20 protein-coding genes and 1 pseudogene are annotated in these 23,969 nt (G+C 65.9%); 13 read left to right on the top strand and 8 right to left on the bottom strand.

Annotation, left to right across the window (positions count from 1 at the left end; translation table 11 throughout):
* The first annotated feature begins 2 nt into the window (after positions 1 to 2).
* The 3 genes from BLW75_RS13025 to BLW75_RS13015 are packed head-to-tail and all read left to right on the top strand — an operon-like array spanning position 3 to position 4,001.
* Positions 3 to 839 carry a carbohydrate ABC transporter permease gene (locus BLW75_RS13025; RefSeq protein ID WP_034321812.1) on the top strand — a complete coding sequence of 279 codons (837 nt, stop codon included), beginning with the start codon at positions 3 to 5 and terminating at the stop codon, positions 837 to 839.
* A 17-nt stretch (positions 840 to 856) separates the two neighbouring features.
* The gene (locus tag BLW75_RS13020) at positions 857 to 2,197 is read left to right on the top strand and encodes an ABC transporter substrate-binding protein (protein WP_034321815.1); all 1,341 of its coding nucleotides are present in this window, start codon (positions 857 to 859) and stop codon (positions 2,195 to 2,197) included.
* A 10-nt stretch (positions 2,198 to 2,207) separates the two neighbouring features.
* Positions 2,208 to 4,001, top strand: coding sequence for a bifunctional metallophosphatase/5'-nucleotidase (locus tag BLW75_RS13015; protein ID WP_034321817.1), 1,794 nt, complete (start codon positions 2,208 to 2,210; stop codon positions 3,999 to 4,001).
* A gap of 1 nt (position 4,002) precedes the next feature.
* Here the strand turns inward: BLW75_RS13015 and BLW75_RS13010 are convergent, their stop codons facing one another.
* Entirely contained in the window at positions 4,003 to 4,914 is a 912-nt protein-coding gene (locus BLW75_RS13010; protein WP_034321821.1) for a phytanoyl-CoA dioxygenase family protein, read from the bottom strand.
* Positions 4,915 to 4,998: 84 nt separating this feature from the next.
* On the opposite strand from BLW75_RS13010, the gene BLW75_RS43930 reads away from it, so the two are divergent.
* On the top strand, positions 4,999 to 5,859 hold the full coding sequence (locus tag BLW75_RS43930; protein WP_034321849.1) for a helix-turn-helix domain-containing protein: 861 nt from the start codon (positions 4,999 to 5,001) through the stop codon (positions 5,857 to 5,859).
* 98 nt (positions 5,860 to 5,957) lie between these two features.
* Here the strand turns inward: BLW75_RS43930 and BLW75_RS13000 are convergent, their stop codons facing one another.
* Entirely contained in the window at positions 5,958 to 6,389 is a 432-nt protein-coding gene (locus BLW75_RS13000) for a DUF6892 domain-containing protein (protein ID WP_034321823.1), read from the bottom strand.
* A 230-nt stretch (positions 6,390 to 6,619) separates the two neighbouring features.
* Positions 6,620 to 7,159: a CGNR zinc finger domain-containing protein gene (locus BLW75_RS12995; RefSeq protein ID WP_034321826.1), complete on the bottom strand. Its 540-nt coding sequence runs from the start codon at positions 7,157 to 7,159 to the stop codon at positions 6,620 to 6,622.
* Positions 7,160 to 7,232: 73 nt separating this feature from the next.
* On the opposite strand from BLW75_RS12995, the gene BLW75_RS12990 reads away from it, so the two are divergent.
* Complete coding sequence (locus tag BLW75_RS12990; RefSeq protein ID WP_241784044.1) at positions 7,233 to 8,438, top strand: MFS transporter; 1,206 nt, start codon at positions 7,233 to 7,235, stop codon at positions 8,436 to 8,438.
* A 231-nt stretch (positions 8,439 to 8,669) separates the two neighbouring features.
* Here BLW75_RS12990 and BLW75_RS12985 read toward each other — a convergent pair whose 3' ends face one another.
* Positions 8,670 to 9,008, bottom strand: coding sequence for an HIT family protein (locus tag BLW75_RS12985; protein WP_091597454.1), 339 nt, complete (start codon positions 9,006 to 9,008; stop codon positions 8,670 to 8,672).
* Positions 9,009 to 9,035: 27 nt separating this feature from the next.
* Positions 9,036 to 9,707, bottom strand: coding sequence for a metalloregulator ArsR/SmtB family transcription factor (locus BLW75_RS12980; RefSeq protein ID WP_034324298.1), 672 nt, complete (start codon positions 9,705 to 9,707; stop codon positions 9,036 to 9,038).
* Positions 9,708 to 10,144: 437 nt separating this feature from the next.
* Here BLW75_RS12980 and BLW75_RS12975 point away from each other — a divergent pair, with 437 nt between their 5' ends.
* The 4 genes from BLW75_RS12975 to BLW75_RS12955 all read left to right on the top strand — a co-directional run bounded on the left by BLW75_RS12975 (position 10,145) and on the right by BLW75_RS12955 (position 14,883).
* Positions 10,145 to 10,924 carry a hypothetical protein gene (locus BLW75_RS12975; RefSeq protein WP_143055320.1) on the top strand — a complete coding sequence of 260 codons (780 nt, stop codon included), beginning with the start codon at positions 10,145 to 10,147 and terminating at the stop codon, positions 10,922 to 10,924.
* A 41-nt stretch (positions 10,925 to 10,965) separates the two neighbouring features.
* On the top strand, positions 10,966 to 11,916 hold the full coding sequence (locus BLW75_RS12970) for a YVTN family beta-propeller repeat protein (RefSeq protein WP_091597451.1): 951 nt from the start codon (positions 10,966 to 10,968) through the stop codon (positions 11,914 to 11,916).
* 256 nt (positions 11,917 to 12,172) lie between these two features.
* Positions 12,173 to 12,742, top strand: coding sequence for a transposase (locus BLW75_RS43515; protein WP_341865827.1), 570 nt, complete (start codon positions 12,173 to 12,175; stop codon positions 12,740 to 12,742).
* Between the two features lie 665 nt (positions 12,743 to 13,407).
* Positions 13,408 to 14,883, top strand: a complete 1,476-nt coding sequence (locus BLW75_RS12955; protein ID WP_091597448.1) for a tetratricopeptide repeat protein — start codon at positions 13,408 to 13,410, stop codon at positions 14,881 to 14,883.
* Here BLW75_RS12955 and BLW75_RS12950 read toward each other — a convergent pair.
* Positions 14,880 to 15,986: a ThiF family adenylyltransferase gene (locus tag BLW75_RS12950; RefSeq protein WP_034324302.1), complete on the bottom strand. Its 1,107-nt coding sequence runs from the start codon at positions 15,984 to 15,986 to the stop codon at positions 14,880 to 14,882. The two genes, BLW75_RS12955 and BLW75_RS12950, sit on opposite strands and share 4 nt — an antisense overlap.
* Positions 15,987 to 16,007: 21 nt before the next feature.
* The gene (locus BLW75_RS43925) at positions 16,008 to 16,142 is read right to left on the bottom strand and encodes a hypothetical protein (protein ID WP_277815026.1); all 135 of its coding nucleotides are present in this window, start codon (positions 16,140 to 16,142) and stop codon (positions 16,008 to 16,010) included.
* A gap of 815 nt (positions 16,143 to 16,957) precedes the next feature.
* Between BLW75_RS43925 and BLW75_RS12945 the strand changes: the two genes are divergently transcribed.
* The 4 genes and pseudogenes from BLW75_RS12945 to BLW75_RS43510 form a co-directional block, all read left to right on the top strand.
* The gene (locus BLW75_RS12945) at positions 16,958 to 17,605 is read left to right on the top strand and encodes an RNA polymerase sigma factor (RefSeq protein WP_034324304.1); all 648 of its coding nucleotides are present in this window, start codon (positions 16,958 to 16,960) and stop codon (positions 17,603 to 17,605) included.
* A 17-nt stretch (positions 17,606 to 17,622) separates the two neighbouring features.
* Positions 17,623 to 19,077 (top strand): hypothetical protein, encoded by a 1,455-nt coding sequence (locus BLW75_RS12935; RefSeq protein ID WP_143055319.1) that lies wholly within the window; start codon positions 17,623 to 17,625, stop codon positions 19,075 to 19,077.
* A 4-nt stretch (positions 19,078 to 19,081) separates the two neighbouring features.
* Positions 19,082 to 20,023, top strand: coding sequence for a sugar phosphate isomerase/epimerase family protein (locus tag BLW75_RS12930; protein WP_034324309.1), 942 nt, complete (start codon positions 19,082 to 19,084; stop codon positions 20,021 to 20,023).
* Positions 20,024 to 20,027: 4 nt separating this feature from the next.
* Positions 20,028 to 20,190 (top strand): annotated as a pseudogene (locus BLW75_RS43510) (transposase); the annotation flags it as partial.
* 506 nt (positions 20,191 to 20,696) lie between these two features.
* Here the strand turns inward: BLW75_RS43510 and BLW75_RS12920 are convergent.
* On the bottom strand, positions 20,697 to 23,963 hold the full coding sequence (locus tag BLW75_RS12920) for a hypothetical protein (RefSeq protein ID WP_034324312.1): 3,267 nt from the start codon (positions 23,961 to 23,963) through the stop codon (positions 20,697 to 20,699).
* Positions 23,964 to 23,969 lie beyond the last annotated feature (6 nt).

Below are 23,969 nucleotides of genomic sequence, written 5' to 3'. Positions count from 1 at the left end.
CCGTGACCACGACCACCCGGCGACGGCGGCCTTCCCGCCGCGCCGCCCTCTACGCGACGCTGATCATCGGGGCGGCCATGTCGATCTTCCCGTACTGGCTGATCGTCTCGACCGCGTTGAAACCGCGCGGTGAGCTCTTCGAGGCGGCACCGTGGGCGCCGCCGTCCTCGCCGACGATGGAGAACCTCGGCGCGCTGCTGGGCTCGGACTTCGCACAGTCCATCCTCAACACCTTCATCTTCGTCACCGTCCTCACCGTGGGGCAACTGATCTTCACCACGTTGGCGGCGTATGCGTTCGCGCGCTTGGACTTCCGGGGCCGCAACTCGCTGTTCTGGCTGTACCTGGCCACCTTGATGGTGCCCAACGTGGTGACCTTGATCCCGCTGTTCCTGATCATGCGTGAGCTGGACCTGGTGAACAGCTGGTACGGGCTCGTCGCGCCGTACGTCTTCGGGACACCGTACGGGATTTTCCTGATGCGCCAGTTCTTCCGCAGCATCCCGCGCGAGATCGAGGAGGCCGCGCGGATGGACGGCGCGGGGCACCTGACCATCCTGTGGCGGATCATCCTGCCGCTGAGCAGGCCGATCCTGGCCACGCTGGCGATCGTCACGGTGATCTCGTCCTGGAACAACTTCCTGTGGCCGCTGATCATCACCAGCAGCGAGGACACCCGTGTGGTCACCGTCGCGATCGCCGCCCTGCGCTCGGAGATCGGCATCGACTACACCCGGATGATGGCGGGCAGCCTGCTCACGTTGCTGCCGATGCTGCTCGTTTTCGTCTTCTTCCAGCGCTACATCGTCCGGTCGGTCGCCCTGACCGGACTCAAATGACACAAAGGAGTGTCCCCATGCAGCTCTCGACTTTCCGGCGGAAGATGCTCAGCGCGCTGAGCATCGGCGTGCTGGTCGGGCTGGTCGCCGCCTGCGGCGGCAGCGGCGACAGCAACGGCAAGACGACACTGACCTACCGAATCTGGGACGAGCAGCAGCAGAAGGGCTACGAGAAGGTCTTCGAGGCGTTCAAAGCCACGCACCCCGACATCGACGTCAAGATCGAGCTTCAGCCCTACGACCAGTACTGGACCAAGCTCGTCACCGAGATGGTCTCCGGCACCGCGCCCGACGTGTTCTGGATGACGCCCGCGAACTTCCCCGAACTGGCGACGAAGGGCGCGTTGATGGACGTCACCGACGCCGTGGAGAAGTCCGGACTGACCAAGGAGAAGTACCACACCAACGTGGTGGATTCCTTCACCTACAAGGGAAAGATGTACGCCGCCCCCAAGGACTGGGGCGTACCGGGGATGCTCTACAACAAGCAGGTCTTCGCCGAGGCCGGCGTCGAGATGCCCACCGAGCCGCTGACCTGGGCGCCCGACGGATCCGGGACGTTCCTGCCGCTGATGCGGAAGCTCACCGTCGACGTGAACGGCAAACACCCCGATGAATCCGGCTTCGACCCGGCCAAGGTCAAGCGGTGGGGCTTCGCCTCCTGGAATCACTCGGGCACCCAGTGGCTGAACTGGATCCCGAGCAACGGCGGCACGACGATCACCAAGCCCTACGGCGCGTTCAACTTCAACGAGCCCGCTTCGGTCGAGGCGTTGCAGTGGGGCGTCGACCTGATCAAGAAGTGGCACGTGTCCCCGCCGGCCGAGCAGACCAACCCGCCGGCGGGCCGTGCGACCGAGATGTTCCAGCGCGGCGAGGTCGCGGTCTTCCCGGCCAACAACGCGCTGCTGCCCTTCGTCGCCCCCGGCTCGACCTTCCCGATCGGCACCGCGTCGCTGCCCGCGGGCAAGGCAGGCCGCGTCGTGATCATCAACGGCCTCGGCGAGGCGGTCTACTCCCGCACCGAGCATCCCGACCAGGCCAAGCAGCTCGTGTCGTTCCTGGCCACCCCGCAGGCGCAGGCGATCATGGCCGAGGGTGGTTATGTCTTCCCGGCCATCAACGACCTCGCCCCGCGCTACGTCGAGCACTGGAAGGCCAAGGGCATCGACACCCAGCCGTTCCTGGACGAGGCGCGTGGCAAGACCGTGAACTTCCCGATCGTGTCCGGCTTCGCCGCGGCGGAACCCAAAATCAACCAGATCTTCAACGACATGTACCTCGGATCGGTCACTGTCCCCGACGCCGCCGGGGAGGCTGTCAAACAAGGCAACGCCCTGCTCACCCCCGAGAAGTAAGAGGTCTGCCATGTCCGCATCACCCAAGAGATGGCGAGCGGCGGCGATCGCCACCGCCGCGTCGCTGGCCGTCTCACTGGCCCCGGCCGCGACGGCCGAGCCCGCGCCCGGGGTGCCCGTGCAGCTGCTGTCGATCACCGACCTGCACGGCTACTTCGGCGAGTACACCACGACCGTGCCCGGCTCGCGTGCCGGTGAGCCCGCGAAAACCGTGGGTGGCGGGGCATATCTCGCCTCGCACCTCAAGCGACTGCGCGCACCGCAGAACTCCGTACTGTTCTCCGCCGGCGACGACTTCTCCGGCTGGCCGTCGGAGACCGCGTGGTTCTGGAACGAGCCGACGATCGAGTACATGAACATGATCGGCGTCGAGTTCTCCACCGTGGGCAACCACGAGATCGACCGGAAACCGGCCTACCTCGAGCACATGATGAAGGGCACCTGCCAGGGCCGCCCCGACCGCGACCTCTGCTTCACCGACTCGACCGGGAAACGCTTCCAGGGCGCGGACTTCGACTACTATTCCGCGAATGTGATCAACGAGGCCACCGGCAAGCCGCTGGTCAAGCCGTATCACGTGCGGCAGGTCGACGACGGTCGCGGCGGCACGCTCCCGGTGGGATTCATCCACGCCACGACCACCCACACGCCGCAAGAGCAGCTCTCGTACTGGCCGAGCGAACTGAAGTTCCTGCCCGAGGTGGAGACGATCAACCGCTACGCCGAAGAGCTGCGCGGTCGGGGCGTCCAGGCCATCGTCGCCGTTGTGCACGAAGGGTTCTCGCAAGCGAACGGGGCGGGGTACAACGACTGCACCGCACCGTTCGGCCCGCTCGCCGACATGAACAAGCAGATCAGCCCGGCGGTGGACGCCATCGTCGGCGGGCACTGGCACGCGCTGGTGAACTGCATGCTGCCCGACCCGGCCGGTGATCCCCGCCCGGTGGTGGATGCGGCGAATCACGGCAGGCTGATCAACGAGATCAACCTGGAGCTGGACCCGGCGACCGGCGATGTCCGCCGGGACCGGACGAAGTCGGTCAGCCACGCCAACACCCGTGATGTCGCACCGGATCCCGAGGTGCAGCGGATGGCGAAGTACTGGAAGGACCGGCTCCCCGCGCGGGGTGACCAGCAGGTCGCCACGGTCACCGGCGATCTCACCCGCACCTCCGGCACCGACGAGGAGTCCACGCTCGGCAACGCCACCGCCGATGCTTTCTTCTGGGCGGCCAACAAGGACGGACAGGCCGATCTCGCGGTCGCGATGCCGGGAATCTTATTGCGTGACATACCTTTCGCCCCCAAGCCGGCCAATCGCGCAGACGCGCCGGGACGGGTGCTGTTCTCCGAGCTGGTCTTCGGCACGGTCTACGAGAACGGCATCGGCCCGGCCGTCGTGCGCGGGACGGTGACCGGCAAGAAACTCGACGAGCTGATCGAGAGCCAATGGCAGCGGGGTGCCGACGGTGTCGTGACGTATCGCCACATGGCCGTTTCCGGCAACGTCTCCTACACCTACGACCCCGACGCCCCGCTCGGGCAGCACGTCGACATCAAGAAGATCCGGGTCAACGGGAAGCCGGTGAAGGCCGACCGCGAATACCGGATCGCGACCCTGGCCAACAACTTCTTCGCCCGCAACGCCACACCCGGGTTCACGGCGCTTTTCGACGCCAGGAACCAGGATCGGAGCAGCTACTCCGGTGCGGACGCGCTCTGGGGGTACCTGGAGGCAAGGTCGCCGGTCCGGCCGCCGAAGCTCGACCGGGTCCGGCCCGCACCGGGAAACCGACCGGGCTAGCTCACCTGAACCGGGACGGAGGGGTTGGCACGTGTTCGCTCATCGCGTCGAACTTGCGGACATAGGTCAGCCCCTCCGGGATCTCGATGCTGGTCGTCGAGGTCCAGCCCCGTGTCAGGGTGGGCCAGTCGGGCACGTCGGGGTGGAAGTGTGGCCGGAACGGCTCGTATCCGTCGATGAAGGCGGCCGGTTCCGACCTCGCCTGCCACCGGATGTCCGCCGACAACCGCAGCCGGTCGCTGAGGTTGGGGCGGGCCCCGTGCACGGTGAGGCTGGTGAACATGAGCACGTCCCCCTGGCCGAAGTGGGTGCTGCGCCAGTCGTCCACGCCGCTGCCCGCCACCTGCGCGGTGACCCCACCGGGGCCCTCCGCCCGGGACACACCGAGCACGCCGAGCTTGTGCGACCCGGCGAGGACCTCAAGCCCGCCGGCGTCGGAGGGACAGTCAGCGAGGGGGATCCACATCGTCAGGGTGTCGACCGCGCCCTGGATGAGGCGGTAGTCCTGGTGAGCGGGCGTGGGTGTGGCCCGCGGCGTCGGCGCCGTGACGCGGGCGATGTGCAATGGGTGACAGAAGACCTCCTCGCCGAGCAGCCGCTGAGCCAGGCCGCGCAGCTCCCTCCGTTCGCTGAGCTCGTGGAAGGACTGCGTCGCCTGCACCGCGGAGTACATGCCGAAGAAGGTGGACTCGCCCTCCTCGACCGCCCGGTCGGACGCCCGCAGCTCGTGCGGCTCAGTGCCGGAGGCCAGCCACCTGCTGTCGTGGAGCACGGCCGCGAGGTCGGCGCGAACACCGGTGACGTAGTCGCTGGGCAGCAGGCGAGGGAAGTAGAGGTAGCCGTCCTCGGACATGCGCTCCCGTAGTGCCGCGACATCGTCGGCGATGTCGCTGGAATCGATCAACTGCTCCATGTTCTGCCTCCGTCGTGGGGGTCTCGACGGATTCGACTGTAGGAAGGGCGGGGTATCGCGGACATGGCTGAACCTGCCGGGAAGATGACAGATCCTGCTACGACGCCCTCGCCTCCGGCCGGGTTGCTCGTCATCGGAGAGAGCACCTTCACCAAGCGCGTCGAGGCGATCCGGCCGACCGGCTCACCGAGCTGGCTGCTCATGTGGACAACGCGGGGGCACGGGGCCGTGCACCACGGGGAAACGGCCCTGACAACCAGTGCGGGGCGGCTCGTGCTGATCGAACCGGGCGTGCGGCACACCTATGGAGTCGCCCCCGGCGCCGCGGAATGGACGCTGCTGTGGGCACATTTCCGCGCACCACAGGGAAACTGGCTCGGGACGAGTCGCCATCTCACACCGGCGGCGAGTGGCGCCGCGGAGGCCATCGACGCCGCCTTCGCCCGGCTCGGCCGTTACGCCCGGCTCACCGGTGATCACATCCCGCCGTCACCGGTCCACCTCCCGGCCTTCGCCACCAGCCCCGACCAGCAAGCCCTCGCCATGTGCGTGCTCGAGGAAATCGTGCGCCTGGCCGACCTCGCCGGCGCTCCCGCCGCACCGCCGGGCCCTGACCCGCGCATCACCCGCGCGCAGCAGCTCATTGCCGAGACACCGGAGGCCCCGCATACCCTGAACTCGCTCGCCGCCACCGCCGGGCTGTCACCGTCACACTTCAGTCACCTCTACGCGAGGGCCACCGGCCACAGCCCCATGCGGGAGGTGCGCACCCGCCGCCTGCACCGCGCGGCTCGGCTGCTGACCGGCACGGGAATGTCCGTCGCCGCGGTCGCCGGCACCGTCGGCTACGTCGACCAGTTCCACTTCAGCCGCGCGTTCCGCCGCGAGTTCGGCCTGCCGCCGAGCAGCTACCGGCTTAGCGGCGAGGTTCCCGGTGGGGACTGACGTGTGCGGGGATACTGGACGGCGGTACCGCTCCTACTCGGCAGGACGCCTCCTCCCGCACCACATCGAGACCCGCCGTCGACGACGCTGAGAAGGGCTCATCCCACGGCGATTCCGCGGGCCTTGAGAGTGTCCTCGGCGCCAGGGGCGGCCATCATGGCCTCGTCGCCGCCGTGGATCACGCGGAGGTTGGGTAGCAGGGCGAGGTCGTCCAGTGAGGTGACGTCGAAGAGGTCGTCCTCGCCGTCCCAGAACGGGGAGCACTGGTGGTAGATCTCCAAGCCGCCGTCAGTGGTCAGTTCGTCGACGGCGGCCAGTTGTTCGGGGGTGATCTCCAATTCGGTGAAGTACTGGCGGGCTTCCTCGAGGACGGTGTTCAGCAGGTCCTGTTCGCGCAGGTACTTCCACAGGTCGCCGGTGGCGCCCTTGGCGTGGAGGATGTCGGCGATCCGGAAACGGGGCTGGATGAGCTTGTCCTGGTACATGAGCTTGTCGATGACCAGCAGCTTGAAGTTGAAGTCGCGGAACATGCCCCATGATCTACCAGACCGCTCCGACAATCCGGGCAGATTTCTGCCGGTCTTCCGGGTCGCACGTGTGCCTCACTGGAGTGCGTGTTCGACGCGATCGTGGGGCACAGCGATCTTCCGCAGAAGATCTTGGCGGTGAAATGGCGACTGCCGGTCGCGGCCCCAAAAGGCAGCAAGCTTTTGATCCGTAGGTTTCGGGTTCGGTTTCCAAGCGGCCCAGCACAGCACGATCACGTAGCGGTTCGACGGGCCCGGTCGCTGTTCCGGCGCCGATAGTCAGCTGATTTCGCCTTGGTTCCGCAGCTGCTCATCCCGCACCAGCGGCGGCGGCCGGAGCGGGAGGAGTCCAGGAAGAGCCGGCTGCAGTCGGGGTGGTCGCACTCTCGGATCCGGCCCGTTTTCCTGTCTGCCAACAAGGTGATGGCGTCGCGGGCGAGAGTGGAAAGGGCCTGCTGAAGATCGCCTCGGAATTCGACGGTGTCACCCGTCCACCGGGGTATCAGCGGGGGATGCGCCGCCGCGGCGTTGAGAGCGGCGCGGTCCTCGGCCAGGCCGGTCCCTCGGCAAAGACGGTTGACGACTTCGCGCAGGGCGATGGTTCGACGGAGCCCTTCTGAGTCGACGGAGATCCCGGCGCCGAGACCGGCCTGCTCCAACCAGCGGGTGACGTCGCCGGGAGCGGCCAGCAGCTCTCGCGGGCTGGTCTGGTGTCGGACCTGCAGGGTTGTCGTCAGATCCAGGCACGGGCTGCCGCTGAGAAAGGTGAACACGTCACCATATTGACCGGTGACTCGGCCCTATGCCAGTGTTGCCGTCACCTGTTAATGGGGTGACGGAGGCGGAATGCCCGGTTTGGCCAGATATCTGACGGCTGCGGTGCTGGTTCGCGGTGCCGACAGCGGCGCCACGGTCGGCCTCGTTCTGCTCGCCGCGCACCAGCGTCTGCCTCCGGTCATGGGCGGACTGCTCATCGCCGCGCTCAACGCGCCACACCTGCTGGGTCCATGGCTGGCGGCGCGGTTGGACAAGGCGATTCAGCGGCCCCGCCTGCTCGCGGCGGCCTATCTGCTCTACGGAACCGCCTTGTCGGGTGGCGCGCTGGCGATCACCCGGTTGCCCGCGATCGTGGCGCTTCTCGCGGTCGGGGTGGCGGGATGCTGCGGACCGTTGCTGACCGGCGGGTTGAGTAGCGTGTTGGACGATCTTGGCGCGAGTAGACGCAACCAAGGCTGGGATGCGCTCTCCTACGGAATCGGCGGAACTGCGGGCCCCGCCGCGGTCGCGGGGCTCGCCGGCCTGACCGGCCCGCTCCCCGCCGTTCTGGGCCTGGCCGCGGCGACTCTCGTCGCGGCCGCGCTGATCTTGACGTTGCCTCTCGGTGACACACCAGCGCATCGGGAAGCGGTGGGGCTGAGGGCGGGACTAAAGAGTTTGGTGGCTGTGCCGCCGCTGCGGCGGGTGACGGTGCTGACGCTGCTGTCCGCGGTCCAGTTGGGGGCTTTACCGGTCGTCGCCGTGGCACTGGGGCATGAACTGTACGACACCACCGCGGGCGCGGCGCTGGTCGTCGCCTACGGTGCGGGCGGTCTTGCGGGCTCGGCATTGGTGACCGCGTGGCCGCTGCGGGGTGAACCAGAGATCCTGGCGGTGCGGCTGTTCGCCTCACTGGCCGTGGTCACCGTGTTGTGTGCCCTCACCACGAGCTATCCGGCGGCGATTACCGGCTTCGCCGTGCTTGGACTGGTGAACGCGACATCGTTCACCGCCACCCTCACCGCTCGCACCCGCTACGCGCCGCCAGGCGCCCGGGCACAAGTATTCGTCACCAGCGCCGGCTTGAAGGTCGCGATGGCCGCTCTGGGCGCAGCCCTGGCCGGCGCCGCGGCTGAACTCGGAGGCCGCACACTTCTCATCTGCACGGCCGCGATCACGCTGACGGCGGTCGCCACCGCGTTGCTGGATCGGCGGCTCACTGCCCGGAAGCATCGACGGCGCGAACATGCCCACGTCGCGGCGGAGCCCCGGCAGGAGCGCACGTCCGGTGTGTGAGCTGTCGAGAGGGGACCGCCGCCAAGGGGATGGTCCAGATGGCACGCTCGGGATTCTGAAAGATAAATCGGTTCGCGACCCGGAATGTGCGACAGCTGAATGGTCAGCCGCAGAGCGGTGGGTCCGTCGAAGACATCCGGCACGACCTGACATCCCCAGCGGCAAAGGCCATAACCCCGGCCACGGATGGCGCCGTTCCGATCACCCGCCCTCCGGTCCCGCTGGGCATCGTCACCGTGCCGCCGTACGGGCCTTCGGCGAGGTGGTGGCGGATGACGTGGACGGTCTTCTCCGTATCGGCGGGGGAACTCCGCTGGGGTGCGTTGAGGAAGGCGGTGCCGCGCAGTGGGTGGTGTGCGGGGCGTCCAGCCGGGTCAGCAGTCGGCCGAAACTCTCGGACTCCGCGGTGGTCATCTCCGCGAAGTCGGTGAAGTGGCGGCGGGAGGTCACCCGCAGGGCGCCCGCCATGGTGGTCGCGGCGGGACCGTGGGCGACGAGCCAGTTCTCGTCCTCGTGGACCCAACCGCCGAACTCGGGGGCGGGCGGGTCGCAGTACGGGCAGTCCGACACGGGATGTTCCTCCATTGTGGATGGTTGTCACGCCGCGGAAGTGATGGTGACCAGCTGGTCGATGCGTCGGGTGAGCTGGGCCAAGACGCTCTCGAAGGCCTCATCGGTGTCGACCGGACCGGGATCGGGGACCGACCAGTGCACGCGCCGGTCGGCCGGTCCGAGTTCCTCGAAGGCGTTGTCGCACACCGCGACGACGAGATCCGACGGCTCGACCACGTCTCGCACGTGAGCGGTGCCGTCGCGCTCCAGGCGCAGGCCGTGACGACGGGCCGTGCTGACCGCGCGGGGGTTGAGGCGGTTGCCCGGGTGCGTGCCCGCCGAGGTCACCGGGATTGGGCTGCGTTCGCTCCACACGGCGGCGGCCAGCGGTGAGCGGGCGCCGTTGCGGGTGCAGACGAACACCACGCGCGGCGCGGTGACCGCCGGCGTGATGTGCAGGCCGGTCAACGGTTCGGGCGTCAATCGCACGTACGCCCGCCGGCCGTCGGCGTGCGACCTGGTGCGCTCGACCAGGCCAGCCTCCCTCAACACCTTGAGATGGTGGGCGAGCAGGTTTGAGGTGAGGTCGAACCTGCGGCCCAGCTCGCCGGGTGAGCGGTCGCCCACGGCGAGCAGGTCGACGATGCCGAGGCGCACAGGGTCGGAGAGGGCGTGGTGCACCGCCGCCCGCCTGCGAAGTGTTATGTCAATCTCCATTGACTCAATCCTTGCTGAGGTGCTTAGTTGGGTCAACGTACGTCTACACCTTGAGCCCCGGGAGGCGGACAAGGCCAGAGACGATCACCGACCGACTCCGCACTCGACGCCACGACAGCGTGGTGGCGCGAACGAGTGCGGCCTCACGGCGGCGGTCGGTTTTCCGTGATGGCGGCGATGATATTTCGCGCCCATTTTTGATTTAGCTCAATTTCGAATAATCGCGGGGTAGCAACGGCAATTAGTGCGTTTCGCCGATGTGGAAAAGTCACCGAGCCCGTACGTTCATGATGATCGTACTTGACCACCTCTCGGAAATAGAGGGAACCGTGACCACGAGAGAAGTGAGCATAGGCGGAGGCGGCACACTCTGGCAGCGGTGGGCCCAAGCCCCGGTTATAACCAAAATGTACTGGCTGCTGCGATTGGGCGTTGCCGTGGAGTATCTCGGCCACGGGTGGGCGGGGCTGAGCCGGTCGCGGGCGTGGCTGCCCTATTACGACCTGTTCGGCATTTCCGCCGACACCGCGGTCGACTACCTGATGTATGTCACCGGTGCGGTGGACATCACTGTCGGGCTGGTGGTGTTGTTCTTCCCGCTGCGGATCGTGTTGCTGCACGCCACGGTGTGGGGCGTGTTCACCGCCCTGCTGCGGCCGGCCGTCGGCGAGGGCTGGTGGGAGTTCCTGGAGCGCGGCGGCAACTACGGCATGCCGCTGGCCCTGTTGATCCTGGTGGGCGGCGGTGGGTGGTCGCTGCGCCGCTGGTTCACTCGCGGTGACCCGCCGATCGCGGTCTCCGATCGCGCGCACATCGGCGTGCATTGGGCCGCGCGCGGCGGTCTCGCGCTACTGCTGATCGGCCACGGCGGATTCGGTGCGTTCGAGGACAAGCCGTACCTGTACAAGTTCTTCGAATTCTTCGGCATCGGGCGCATGACCGTCGAATCGGCGAATCTATTGGTCGTATTCGGCGCGTTCGAAATCCTGCTCGGGCTGGCCGTGCTGATCCGCCCGGCGAAACCGTTGCTGTGGTTCGTGCTCGGCTGGAAACTGGCCACCGAACTGCTCCGGCCGCTGGTCGGGCAGGAATGGTTCCAATTCGTCGAGCGCGACGGCGACTACGTGTTGCCGCTCGTGCTCATCGTCGGCGCGGGTGTCTACGCGCTGTCCCGTGACCGCCTGCGCGGTTCCGCCGCCGCCCGATCAGACTCCTGAAAGGCAATCCGTTGCGTCGATTGATTCTTCTTGTCACCACCATGTCACTGCTGGTCGCGGCGCCGGTACCCGCGAGCGCGGCGAGCGGGCGCCCGGTCGAACTCGGCACCATCCCGATCGGCGCCAACGCCCGGATGGTCGCGTTCACGCCCGACCAGCGACTGGCCTATGTTGCCAACGGCGGCTCCGGCACCGTCTCGGTCATCGACCCGGTCCGCCGGATCCAGGTCGCCACCATCCCGGTCGGCACCTTCCCCTACGGCGTCGTCTTCGACCGTTCCGGCCGGTACGTCTACGTCTCCAACCGCGACTCCGACGACGTGTCGGTGATCGACACCGCCCGCCGGACGGTGGTGAAGACCATCCCGGTCGGTGACGCGCCCCGCCTGGCCGCGCTGCGGCCCGACGGGCGCGAGGTCTGGGTCAGCAGCACCGGCTCCGACGCGGTGTACGTCATCGACACCCGCACCCAAGCCGTCACCCGCACCATCCCGGTGGGTGACGCGCCGCGCGGCGTGCAGTTCACCACCGGAGGCCGCCATGCCTGGGTGGCCAACTCCGACGCCGACACCGTCTCCGTTGTGGACACCGCCACCTACGCCGCCGTCGCCACCATCCCGGTCGGCGACGAACCGCGTGGCGTGCTCATCACTCCCGACAACCGCACCGCCTACATCAGCAATACCATCGCCGGCACCGTGTCCGTGGTCGACGTCCGTACCCGCGAGGTCACCGCCACCATCGCCGTCGGCGTGAAACCGCGCGGCATCACCCTGGCCGCGGGCGGGCGGATCGCGTACGTGGTCAACGCCGGCCCCGGCACCGCGGGCACGGGCACCGTCGTCACCTTCGACACCCGCACCAACCGGGTGCTCGGCGAGGTCGCGGTGGGCTTGGACGCGCACTGGTCCGCGCCCGGACCCGGCCACCGCTACATCCTGGTCACCAACTCCGGCTCCGGCACGGTCTCCATCGTCACCCTGGCCTGCTGACGACCTCCAACCACAACGGTCCGGCTCCCCGACGCTGCCACACCGTCGCGGAGCCGGACCACGGTCCGTCCACGAACCCGCGCGAGCGTGCGACGGCCGTCCGGTGCCACGACGGCGACGAGGCCACGACGTACGCCGGGTGGTTCGCCTGCCTGGCTGAACCAATGCGGGTGAAGCCGCTGCACGTGGTCGCGACCTCACCCCGCGGCCTGACCGTCAGAGCATTGACCGAGATGCTCGTGACCAGCCGGCCGACGTGCTTCCATCACCTCCGAAAACTGGCTCCGCGACCGGCCCGCTTATCGGCTACTTGTTGAATGGTGGTTCGACGGGTGGCTCTCTCATCGGCTGCCCACGCTGTCGGGTGTGGCTCACTCATGGCGTGCCCCTCGCGTCCTGGAACGGCACAGCGCCGTTGGAAGCATCGTCCGGTGATCGTCGGCACCGGTGGTCACGGGCGGGAAACCGCAGGATCAACCGGGTGCTACACGTGATTGCCATCGTCCAGCTCCGCCACGACACCTCCGGCCGCGTCTACGATTGTCGTTGTTGCCATTGCCGACTACACCGATCCTGCTCGTATTGCGCGCATCAAACCGCGGTGCACCACGGTTTACATAAAATTCTTGCGGCAGCGTTCGCCGATATGGACGTGAACCGTTCGTTTGACAGACCAGGCGCGACTCGTCGGCATGCCGGCATGCTCCGTCAGGGGCGCGTTCAGCGCGATGACGTGACGTTCGTGGGGCGACATTCGTGCTGCCCAACAGCTGTATGCGGCTCATACTCCATCAGGGTGGTGCTGGATTTGCGCGTCACGTCGTGAGCGGGATCAGATCAGACTGGCTGTGTGGGCGATCAGCGCGGCGTCAGTGACAGTGGGTCGGTGACCGGGCCGGTGGTGCAAGCAGGCAGTGTCGGGCAGGCCGCCGCTTCTGCCCTTGGACGGGGGATCGATCCGGTGCCGCGGCAGTTGCCTGCACCAGTGCGGGACTTCACTGGCCGCGAGCACCAGATTGCCGCACTGGACAGTGTGCTGCCGAATGGCGCCACCGGCCATAGCACGGTCGCGGTTCTCGATGGCACCGGCGGAGTGGGCAAGACCACCCTGGCCACCTATTGGGCACATCGGGTCCAAGATCAGTTTCCTGATGGCGCGCTGTTCGTGAACCTGCGGGGATACGGCCCGAGCGCGCCATTGGATTCCGTAGTCGTACTTTGTGGATTTCTGACCGCGCTCGGTGTTGTCCGGGGCGAGATCCCAGCCGGGCTCGACGCGGCGGGTGGGTTGTTCCGATCTTTGCTGGCAGGTCGCCGGGTTTTGGTGGTACTGGACAACGCTGCTACGGCTGAGCAGGTGCGGCCGCTGTTACCCACGACAGCTGGCTGTATGGCGGTGGTGACGAGCCGCGACAGCCTCACCGACCTGTTGTCTCCACAACCGCCCACCGGATCAGCCTTGACCTGTTCGGCCCTGTCGAGTCACATACGTTGCTGCTGGCGGTGCTCGGTCCAGGCCGTGTCGAACAAGAGCCGGACGCCGCGAGTGAGCTGGTCCGGTTGTGCGCCGGGCTGCCACTGGCCGTTCGGCTTGCGGCCACCCGGGTCGCGTCGCGCCCGCAGTGGCAGATCGCCGATGTCGTCGACGAGATCAAGGAGGACCAGCTCGCTGATGACGGCACCAGCGGGATGGTGGGCGAAGCGGTACAGGCGGTGTTCGACTGGTCTTACACTCGTCTCACCGCCGAGCAGGCCCAGATTTTCCGGTTTCTCGGGTGGCATCCGGGCACGGAGTTCTCCGTGCCCGCGGCTGCCGCCCTGTGCGGGTTGAAGCATCGCGAAACCAGCCGGTACCTGGAGGCGCTGACCGAGCTGCACCTGATCGAACCCGTCGCCCGGCACCGGTACCGGATACACGATCTGCTACATGCCTACGCCCGTACCCGGGCTCGTCTCGATACCCCGGACGAGCAGGACGCCGCGCGCGGGCGGGTCCTGACCTGGTACACCTATGTCGCGCAGCTCGCCGACCAGCTGCTCTACCCGGGATTCCCGTCCTTGGATGTCCAGATCGACCGGGTTGGACCTGTACCGACCTTGGAGAACCGAGACCATGCGCTGGCCTGGCTCACCGCCGAACAACCCACGCTGTACGCCGCGGCGCGGACCGCCCTCGAGTGGGAGATGTTCGTCCCAGTGGTGGCTTTGGCGGCCACGTCACGCTTCCTCACGTATCAGCCCCGCCCGTTGTGGACAGTGCGGCTGGACATCGAAACGCTCGGCATCACCGCGGCCCGTGCCCTGGGTGATACTGCCGCCGAGTTCTTCCTCCGCGAATCGCACAGCGAAACGCTGAGCGTGCTGGGGCGATGGGAGGAGGCAGAGGCCGGTTTCGCCAGTCTCGACACGCCACGCAATTCCCAGCGTTACACCGCGTTCATCGGCCTGGGTGGGGTTCATCTCAAGCAGGGACGATTGCAGCGAGCCCGCGACTGCTATCAGCAGGCTCTTCCGCTGGTGCGCTCTCACGGCCTGGCGCGCACCCTGGCGGTTGTCGAGGGCAACCTGGCCACCATTGCCATCAGGCTGGGGGAGTACGAGCGGGCGCTGGTTCACATCGATCGTGAACGCGATTTGCGGCACCAGGCTGGGGACCAGGTGGGTCATGTCCACAGCTTCTATCGCGCGTCGACCGCACAGCTGGCTCAAGGCCACCACACCCGCGCACTGGAATTGGCCGAGCAGGCACTGGCCGGCTATCGGGAGCTGCCCGGCATCGACAAGCTGGTGGCGCGGGCGCTGGAGCTGGCCGCGACGTGCCTCGAGCACGCTGGAGACCTCACCCTGGCTGCGGACTACCTGCAGCGCGCTGCCACCCTCTACACCGATCTCGAGCTCTCGGCGGAAGCCGCGCGCGAGCGGTGGCGGGACGTCACCGCCCGCGCCACCGCTCCGCCGGACGCTTAACCATGGTTGTCGTGCGCACAGGTCGGACAATCCGGCCACGGCCGTTCCAGCCGCAGCGTGCCGTAGTCGCGCAACGTTGCCAGGTTCAAGCCGTACTCCTGGTTAACTGGCAGGTCTGGCGCCTCTGTGATCAGGCGCTCTATCGCATACGCGGCGAGATCTCCGGCTAACGCGGCCGATGCTGCGATAGCCGCGTGCTCGCGCGTCATCGACTTCCCCGGAGCCCACGCGGTGCGCGGGGACACCACGCTGCGCCGGTGCTGCTCGGCGGCACGCGCACAGTCGTAACACGGGCCCGAGCCCGGACGGAACACCCCGACACTCACCCGCGGCCCGTCATACCCGCTGTGCACCCACGCCGTTCGAGTGGAATGGCAGGCCTGGTTCGTCCACGAGCGGATCTCGCCCGTCGAGGGCTGATCCGCGGCCATCAACAACACGTCGCAGGCCACCGCCAAAGCACGCAGCTGGTCCGGGCCCTTGATGTGCTCTCTGGATCCGGTCACGTCCACGTGGGAGTTGTGCTTCCGCAGCTGCGTCAACGCGACCTCCACCTTCGGCCGGCCGAGATCCTGCTCGGTGAACAGCCCTTGTCGGTTGAGGTTGGAGAGCTCCACCATGTCCGCGTCAACGCAATGCAACTGCCCCACCCCCGACATCACCAGCAACCGCGCCGCCGTACCCCCTGCGCCTCCCACACCGACGATCACGACCCGAGCCTGCCGCAGCCGCAACTGCGCATCCCAGCTACGGCGGCCAGGGGTGCGATCCACCGCTCGCCAGAACGCACAGCTGCGGCTGTAGCGTTCGCGTTCGGACTCGCTCAGTTCTATTTCGGAGGCATCCTCCAGGTAGCCGGCGGTGTTCAGGTTGTCGAGTGCCTGGCGCACGTCGCCGGACGTGCATGCCGGGAAACGGCGGATCAGCTCATCGGCGATCTGGCCCACCGTCCTCGACCCATCAAGCAGCGCCAACAACGCCCATACCAACCCGTCCGGATCACGCAGACCCCGCGTGATTCCGGGCGTATTGCCGCCGATACGAACCTGCCCATTGTCATACCGCACCGGCCGGTGGGCGAATTTGATTCTCGGACGCCACATGGCACTTATCCTCCTTGCCGATCAGTTGTTGTCGTCGACGTCGCTGAACGTCGGCTCCTGCTCGATCTCCACGAACTCGATCACGTCACCTCCCGGGAGATCGTCGAGGCGGGTCCACCACGCCGGATCACTCGTTCCGATATCCCAGATGATCAAGCGAGCAGGCCTGCCAGTGACCACGGTGCGCTGTTCAGCCGATCGGGTGGCTCACTCCGGGCGAACATGGGAATCCCTGACCTGGTGCTCCAGCACTGACTATGGTTCCTGGACTGGGAGGCGAAAGAACGCGGGAGAAGCAACGACGAGGTCGCTGCGAGCCGGGGCGGATGGACGGGATCGTGGAGCAGCTTCCCGTTCGCGCAACCATCGGTACCGCAGAGCAGGGTGCCCCTATCGAGGATCTGGGCTTCTTGCCGCTGGCGTTGTGCCAGGCTGCCGCTTACCCGACTGAGAAGCCGCTTCTTAGCACCGCCGACCAGCGGGCGGGGAGACATAAGATCGCCCGCTCCACATCGCCAGCGCGGCACCTTGCTGCACCCGAGCGCGGAAATGTTGCTTCTGCTGACCGCTGCCCCCCACATGCTGACCAGGAAATCGACGATCTGGGATGTGTGTCCGAGTCGTCCGATCCCGGCTGGCGTCAGTCCCAGGATGGCGAGAAGGTACAGCGTCCGGCCCGGCCGGTCGAGGTCTCGGAAGATGAGGCCGATGGTCGTGGGCGGACCAGCGGCTTGTTCAGCGGTGTGAGTCGAGTCAGGAACGTTCTTCGCCATAGCTTCTCCTCGGTAGTGCCGTTGCTACTTCTAGGCGGCGAGCCTTCGTATGCCCACGCGGTAACTAAGTTGATACTTGTCGGGATTTGCGGATGCAATCCATTTGGGCTGTGTCGTGGGGAGCGTGTCGTGCCCGGCCTATGAGTAGATGTAGCGGCACATTTCCCGGGTCCCCGGCAACCGAAGGAGAGGCGGCTGATGTCTGGCCCTGACGAAGGCGACGATGCCGGCTCGCCCCCTGATCGTCGCCATGAGGACGAAGAGTTCCTTGCCAGCCTGCGAGCCACCGGCCTTCGCGGACCGGCCTACGAAGAGGCCGGCGCCCTCTTCTTCAACTACGGCACAGGCGTGTTGTGGAAAATGGTGCGCAATGAGCAGATCTGGGTCGAGCTGGTGAAAGTCAGGCGGGCACGCACCCGCTCCGCGAACTTGAGCGAGCACGACAAGGAGCAGCTGATCCGCGACAGCGTCTCTGATGCTTATGTTCTCGACTTCCTCCAGAAAGTCGTCATCGAGGACAGATGGGATCCGTCCAGGGCATCGCTCCACACGCTGTTCGTCCGCTACTGCCTCGGCCGATTCGCTGAGCATTACCGGGCCTGGCAACGAAGACCGCTCCCCTGGGAGATTTTAGAGGACCGACAAGATTTGAACCGGATTGGTCTGTCCGCCGAACGTGAGGCTTTGGCCAGGTGTGCGGTCGCCGAACTCAGCCTGGAACAGCTCGCACACGGTATTGGCCTCTCCCACAAAGAGATCGGCCAGATGCTGGGTATAAGCGACCGGGCAGTCGAGGGTCGACTGTACCGGAGCCGAGGACAGAACTCTGAACACGAGAATGAGTGAAAAGGGGAGGCACGGCCGTGGGAGATCAACCGCGCGAGGAGCGCGCAGACGAGGATGCCGCAGGTGCTTCTTCAGATTTGCGGCGCCTCTTCGAGGAATCCTCTTTCGGATCCCCGGAGGCGCAAGAGGCGTATATCCAACCGCCGCCGCAGCTGGTGGCCGACATCATCGAGCGAATCAGCGCTGTGGTCGACATTGAAAGCTATCGGGCTGGGCATCCCATCTATGGTCAGGATCGACAGACGTTGTCTCGCCATGTACTCGGTGAGACACAAATCCATCGACCTCTGCCGCCTCGCGTCGGCGTGCAGTCCGACACCGTGCTGGCCGCACGTCGCGCCGGCCTTTTCCTTGCGCAAAGCCGGGAAATCAACCGTGCTGCGGACAGTATTGTGGCGGACTCGGAATCACTGCTGGTTCCCGGCCGCGACCTGCGGATGATGAGCGATGGTGACCGGGAGGAATCCCAGGTCCTGGTCGCGCAGTGGCGAGAGCTGTTGAGCGCTTGCCCGGCCAGGGCGTTCGGTATGGACGAGTCGGCCAGGGTCCTGACGACGGCTGCCGCACTGGCGGAGACCCTTATCGCGAATCGGGACGAGCACACCGCCTTGAACCTGATCCGTACCGCTTACCCGCATCTGGCGTTATTGGGCCGCTCTCACCCAGTCGGCTTCGATATACGCCGTGCCAGGGCTGAAGCCCTGTCCGAACTCGGCCACTACAGGCAGGCCGAGGCGGCGCTGCGTCGGCTGAGCGCGGATGAGCAGCGCGTGTTCGGCTCTGCTGATCCGCGAACGACGATGCTGCTGCTCTGGGCGCTGGTCGGCCAAGACCGGTTACGGGAGGCCGACAACGGGTTCCGCTCGTTAGAGGACCACTTAAGCCAGGCATCAGGCGCCAACACCCTGCTGCTGAAACACGCGCAATGCAGGCACAGCTGGCTGCGGGGGCGGCTGGGACTGGTGGATGAATCGGTAAGCGACTACACCCGCGTCATCGTGGGCCGGACCGCCGAGCTAGGCGAAGACCATGCCGACACACTTGACGCGCGCCACTCTCAGCAGAAGATCCAAGTCGTTGCCGGACAAGGGGTACAGGCACTCCTCTTCCTGGAGACATTGAGCAACGATCGAGCACGTGTCCAGGGAGACCGTCACCCCGACACGCTGGAGACGCTGAAGCACCTCCATCTAGCCCGCGTACAGGCGGAGCCAGGTGACGACCGCGTCGTCAAGCACGCGATCCGCGAACTGGTCGAGATCGACCGCATCCAGCGGGAGCGGCACGGTCGGAGCCACCCCTTGCGGCAAGACACAGCCGCCTCGCTCCGCAAGCTCCTGCGCGGTGAACCGTTCTCCAGCCTGCTCCCGGTCTCGATCTCGAACGAAGAACACGGCCAGATGGTCCTGCGGCCCGGCTCCAGTGGCCTGTCCCGGGACACCTCTTCGACTCTTGAACAGACAGCGAGGTAAGGAAATGAAGCTTGGACTCCTGACGGCCGCTCTTGGCCAGATGAACCTGGAACAGATCGCAGCCTGGGCGCCTCAGGCGGGGTATCAGGCACTGGAGGTGGCAGCCTGGCCGGTCGGCAGCGACCACATCCATCAGGCCGCCCATTTGGATGTAGCCGGATTCACCGCCGACGATGCCGATCGAGTCAGGGAGTTGATGGGGAGTCACGGCCTGGCCATCTCCGCAGTCACCTACTGTGGCAATAACCTGCACGGCGATCCCGCCGAACGTGATCGCATCCATCGACACCTGCGAGCCTGCATCGACGCGGCGTCGGCCTTGGGCGTTCGGCACGTCACCACCTTCATCGGCAGAGACATCGGCCTGCCGGTCGCCGACAATTTCAAGCTGGCTGAGGAACACCTACCGCCACTGGTCCGGTACGCGGCCGACCGCGGCGTGAAGCTGCTCGCTGAGAACTGCCCGATGGAAGGCTGGCACCCCGACGGATACCCAGCCAACCTCGCCTACTCGCCCGAGCTATGGGACTGGATGGCCGACCTTGGCTTCGGCCTCGCCTACGACCCCTCCCATCTGCCCTGGCTCGGCATCGATCCGATCGAGGCACTCGAACACGCCCTGCACGCCGGCATCGTCGGCCACGTCCAAGCCAAAGACATCCAGATCGACGAGCGAGCCCGCAGCCGCTACGGGGTCTTCGGCAAGACGGTCGGACGAGCGTCGACGACCGACGTCGGATGGTGGCGCTACCGCATCCCCGGCCGCGGACAGCTCGACTGGAACCGGATCATCGATATCCTCTATTCAGCCGGATATAGCGGCGATGTCGCCATCGAACACGAAGACCCCGTATGGGGAGGGACTCTCGACAAGACCCTGCAGGGCCTGCAGATCGCTGCACACACCTTGCGCCGCCTCATCGTTGCTTCGCCGAATACGCAGTAACACCGTCAACGGTCGCGATGGGCAGCTCGCCAACCGGTCGATCTATGTTGCGCTGATGGTCACGTGCAAGGGGCCTCCGCGACATCCTCGGGTTGTGGACTGGCGACGGAGGCGAGGGCGCCAAGTACTGGCTACTCACCGAACTCAAGTATCGCGGCGTCGCCGACGTGCATGCTGACGCCGCGCAACCGCTGTGGAAGGACCGCGTGCTTCCGACTCAGTTGGGGAACGCCTGTGCCGGGTCTCGGTTCGAGGATCCTGAGTGACATCTGGTTTCCCAGCAATCGTCGTCGCTTTCTGTCACTGCCGGTCACGCCCACCGGCCAGGTTCGGACATAGAGAGTCACCACTGAGCGGGACAACGCCGTCTCCGATGGGGCTCCGTTGCCGAAGTAGAGCCTAATACGACCCGACATGGCCTGACACTCGGATGAACAGGAGGCCCACGTTGACCTGCGCGAACGGTCAAAATCGGTACCATGCGACACTCGCTGACACGGTGGCGGAGGGGACTCATAATCCCTTGGCCGTCGGTTCGAGCCCGACCCGGCCAACCACGCTGTGGCTGGCGACGAGCCTCCGAGCGGCGTTTCGGACGGCAAGGGGTTGTTCGTCCGACGTTGTGTGCCATGGCTGTCGCCAGCTACTCGTTCGGCAGCGGTAGTAAGCCGCTTCAACGATTTCTGCTTCGGGACATGAACCTTCGCAACGGGTTCGCGAACCTGCTGCGGGGTCTTCCGGTGACGTTCACGAGTCCTTGATTCGGGACAGCGAACAACTCGTCGAGAGGCAGGTCCGCCAGGTCGGCGTAGATCACGCGGATTCGGTCCGCGTGTTGTATGGCGTCGATCCAGGCGACCTGCATTTGCTCGTCCGGGTCCACGTCCAGTTCAAGCCACGCTTGGCCGCTGCCGTCGCGCAGCACCAGATTCAGCCCGTCGACTCGTACCGTCCAGCCGGGGACGGCACGTGGCTGTCCGTCGGCGTCAAGCCGATCTGGGAATCCCGCGCGTATTATCGTCTCCAGTAATGGGTCCATAACGACATCGCCGACGTACATCGTCGCACTCGCGGTCACGAAGACGAGCACGGGATTGCCACCGGCTTTCACCGACCACCAGAGTGCGTTGGTCCCACCGTCGATGGATCGCATGACAGTGAAGCCGCCGGGAAGGCTTCCCTCGCCCCAAAGTTGGTGCACGCGGTTCGATGCCTCGATGGTCTTCTTGGCGATATCGCCGAGCTTTGCCCAGCCCCGCAGTTGGTTCGAATTCTCCACTGCTGCTTCGACTTTTTCGAGAGCGAGGCACAGCCCGGGAACGTCAAGGTCGGCGATCGGTGCGAGGATGGAGAACCGGGCTCGCTGATCGTCGTTCAGTAAATCAGAGAATTCGCGACACCATTGAACGATCCGCCACATGGCGTTCGTCAACGGTGCGGGAGCCTGGCGATGAGGACGCGACAGCAACGAACCGATCAGAGAGAGCCCGATGTCGAGTACTGCTTCGATTCCGTCGTGGACGAGCACTTCGGCGGCTACCGCCTCGTTGGCGACAACGAGCACTGTGTCCGTCGCTTTGGACCACTGCTCGGTCTCCGCATACCGCCGAGCACGTTCGACGGCACCGGCGAAACTTTGGACTCGAAGCTGGGCGGGAAAGCTCTCTGGCACGACGCCATCGCTCTGCTCCAGTGCCTTGACGATCCAGTCGTCAAGGCCCGAGTTGTCTTCTTGCGCGTACTTCGCTGCGTCTCGAAGAGTGTGGAGTGCAGCTGAAATCGGTGTGCTGGGCGTGTCGAGGTCGGTGAAGGGGTGAGCTTGCCCGTAGTGCGCGGCAGCGGCGAGGATAGGCCGGATTTTATCGGGGCGTTTCTGGCGGGCGACTGCCTGTGCGAGTGCGGCGAGCGTCTGGATCTGCGTGGCCGCCAACGCTGGCTCGTGGCGATCGGCATCACTGCCAAGGTGTTCGCGGAGATCGAATGCCGCGGTCAGCCACTTCGACGCCAGATCGAACAGGCCGGTCAGAGTCGCCAGCGTGCCGAGATTGTGCATCAGGAACGTCGCCGAGAGCTGAATCGATTCTACGGCTTGCCGATTCAAATCGTCGTCGCTGGGCTCCGCGGACAGTAGTGAGGTCAACGTGGCGTCGGCGGCGGGCATCAAAGCTGTGGCGTCGGAGAAAAGTGCCTGATTGAACATTCTGGTCAGAACTTCGGTGCAGGTGCGTACCCAATTATGCACATAAGCGTATTCGATCCCGATTGCCAATCTGTGGAAGATGACCAGAATGCCCTCGTGGACATAAATCGCTTCATCAAGACCTCGGATGCTTTTGACATCATAGCGAAGCTGTTTTTTGATCAGGGATACCTTGACCAGTTCGTCGATAGCCGCTCGGGTGTTGATCGACCTCGGGCCGTTATCCGGCAATGTTGATGCCCACTCCTCGATCAGCGCGGCTGGAACGTGAGATCCTCCGCTCATGGCGACGACGCCGAGCACGACAAGCCCCTGCTCGGAAAGGCCGTTCAGGAGCTCGCGGACAATACCCCCGACGCCTTTCGGGTAGCTTCCCAGCGGCGTGCCCTGTTCCATCGGGTCGAAGCGGCTCAGTCGTTCCAGAAATTCTCGGAGACGCGAGAAGTTGCCGCCGAGTGAGCGGACCCAAGTACAGGCCAGGTCGATCGCCAGCGGCCATGAGCCCAGTTGAGCGGCGAACTCGACCGCGACCGGATCGACTGCGTCGGCCGGACCAGCCTGGCCGGGTGTCGATAGCCGGTGTCGGATCAGACCGGTCGCTTCCGCAGGAGTCATCGCCTCGACCCGCAGCAGTGGCGCGGGGTCAAACGGCCAATCGCCCCGGTTCGTCGTTACGATCACATGGCCGTACCCAGAGGACGGAACCCAGTTGTGTGTCGTCGCCCAGTCTGCGGCCCCGTCGAGTACCAGCAACCAGGGGACGGGCACATCCGAAAGAAGATCGCAGAAGGTCTGTGCCGGCGCGTCCCCTATGTAACCTTCACCGACCAACCGGCTCAGGATCGCTGGTTGTTGTTCCATCAGCACTTCGTCGGACGATGCGTCCATCCACAGAGTGAAGGCATAGTGCTCTCGACGTGAGGCAGCCCATGCCGCAGCCGCTGCGGACTTTCCCGATCCGGACATGCCGGAGAGCACGGCGACCGACGGTGTTCCGGACAGCAGGTCGTCGTCGGGCAGCCGGAAGGAGAGGAAAGCCGCTATCTCCTGTCGCGGGAGGTACCTGTCGTCGGGCACACCGAACGTCCGCCCCCACGTGCGCCCGCCACAGGCATCCGCGAGCACGGCGGCGGACTCGTCCAGAATGCCGGCGATCTGGTCGCGATCGATGCCTTGGCACGAGGTCTGCGAGCCGCGATCGTGGACGAGGTCGACCAGTTGCGCGACAAGGATGTGGTGCAGCCGCTGACCAATCCCGCCCCTGCCGCGCACTCTTATTCGGGCTACGCGCTCGACGAGCTTGGAGGTCAGCGCGAGCAGTGTTTCCGTGCGTGTGTCGATGATCCGACGCCGCTCATTCGCTGTGGTCGTGCTGCGTGCGTTCAGCCGGGTGGCGTACTCGGCCGCATCCGAAGTGAGCGTCCGGTTTGTCACCAGCGTCAGTTCGCGAGCCTCAGGATGCTCGGCTTCCATCGCGTCGAGGCAGGTGACGGCCATGCGCAAGTTCATGGTGGTCGACGATGCGGGCATCGAAGCCTTGACCTGCAGGGCGCGAACCGGGCCCTGATCCGAGCGTGTGCTGACGAGGATGTCCGCCGAATCCTGATCGACGCGGTCAACGTCAACGCGCCAGTCCGGTCGCGAGAACGATTCGTACAGGTCCAGCAGCAACTCGACGGTGACCAGGTACTGATATCGAAAGCCGAATGCTGCTGCGACGCCGCCCCCGACACCTGTCATGGGGTG

It is taken from the genome of Amycolatopsis lurida, assembly GCF_900105055.1.
GTDB classification, from domain to species: Bacteria; Actinomycetota; Actinomycetes; order Mycobacteriales; family Pseudonocardiaceae; genus Amycolatopsis; species Amycolatopsis lurida.
The sequence above is the reverse complement of the archived record's forward strand: the minus strand, read 5'-3'. Positions and strand labels throughout refer to the sequence as shown.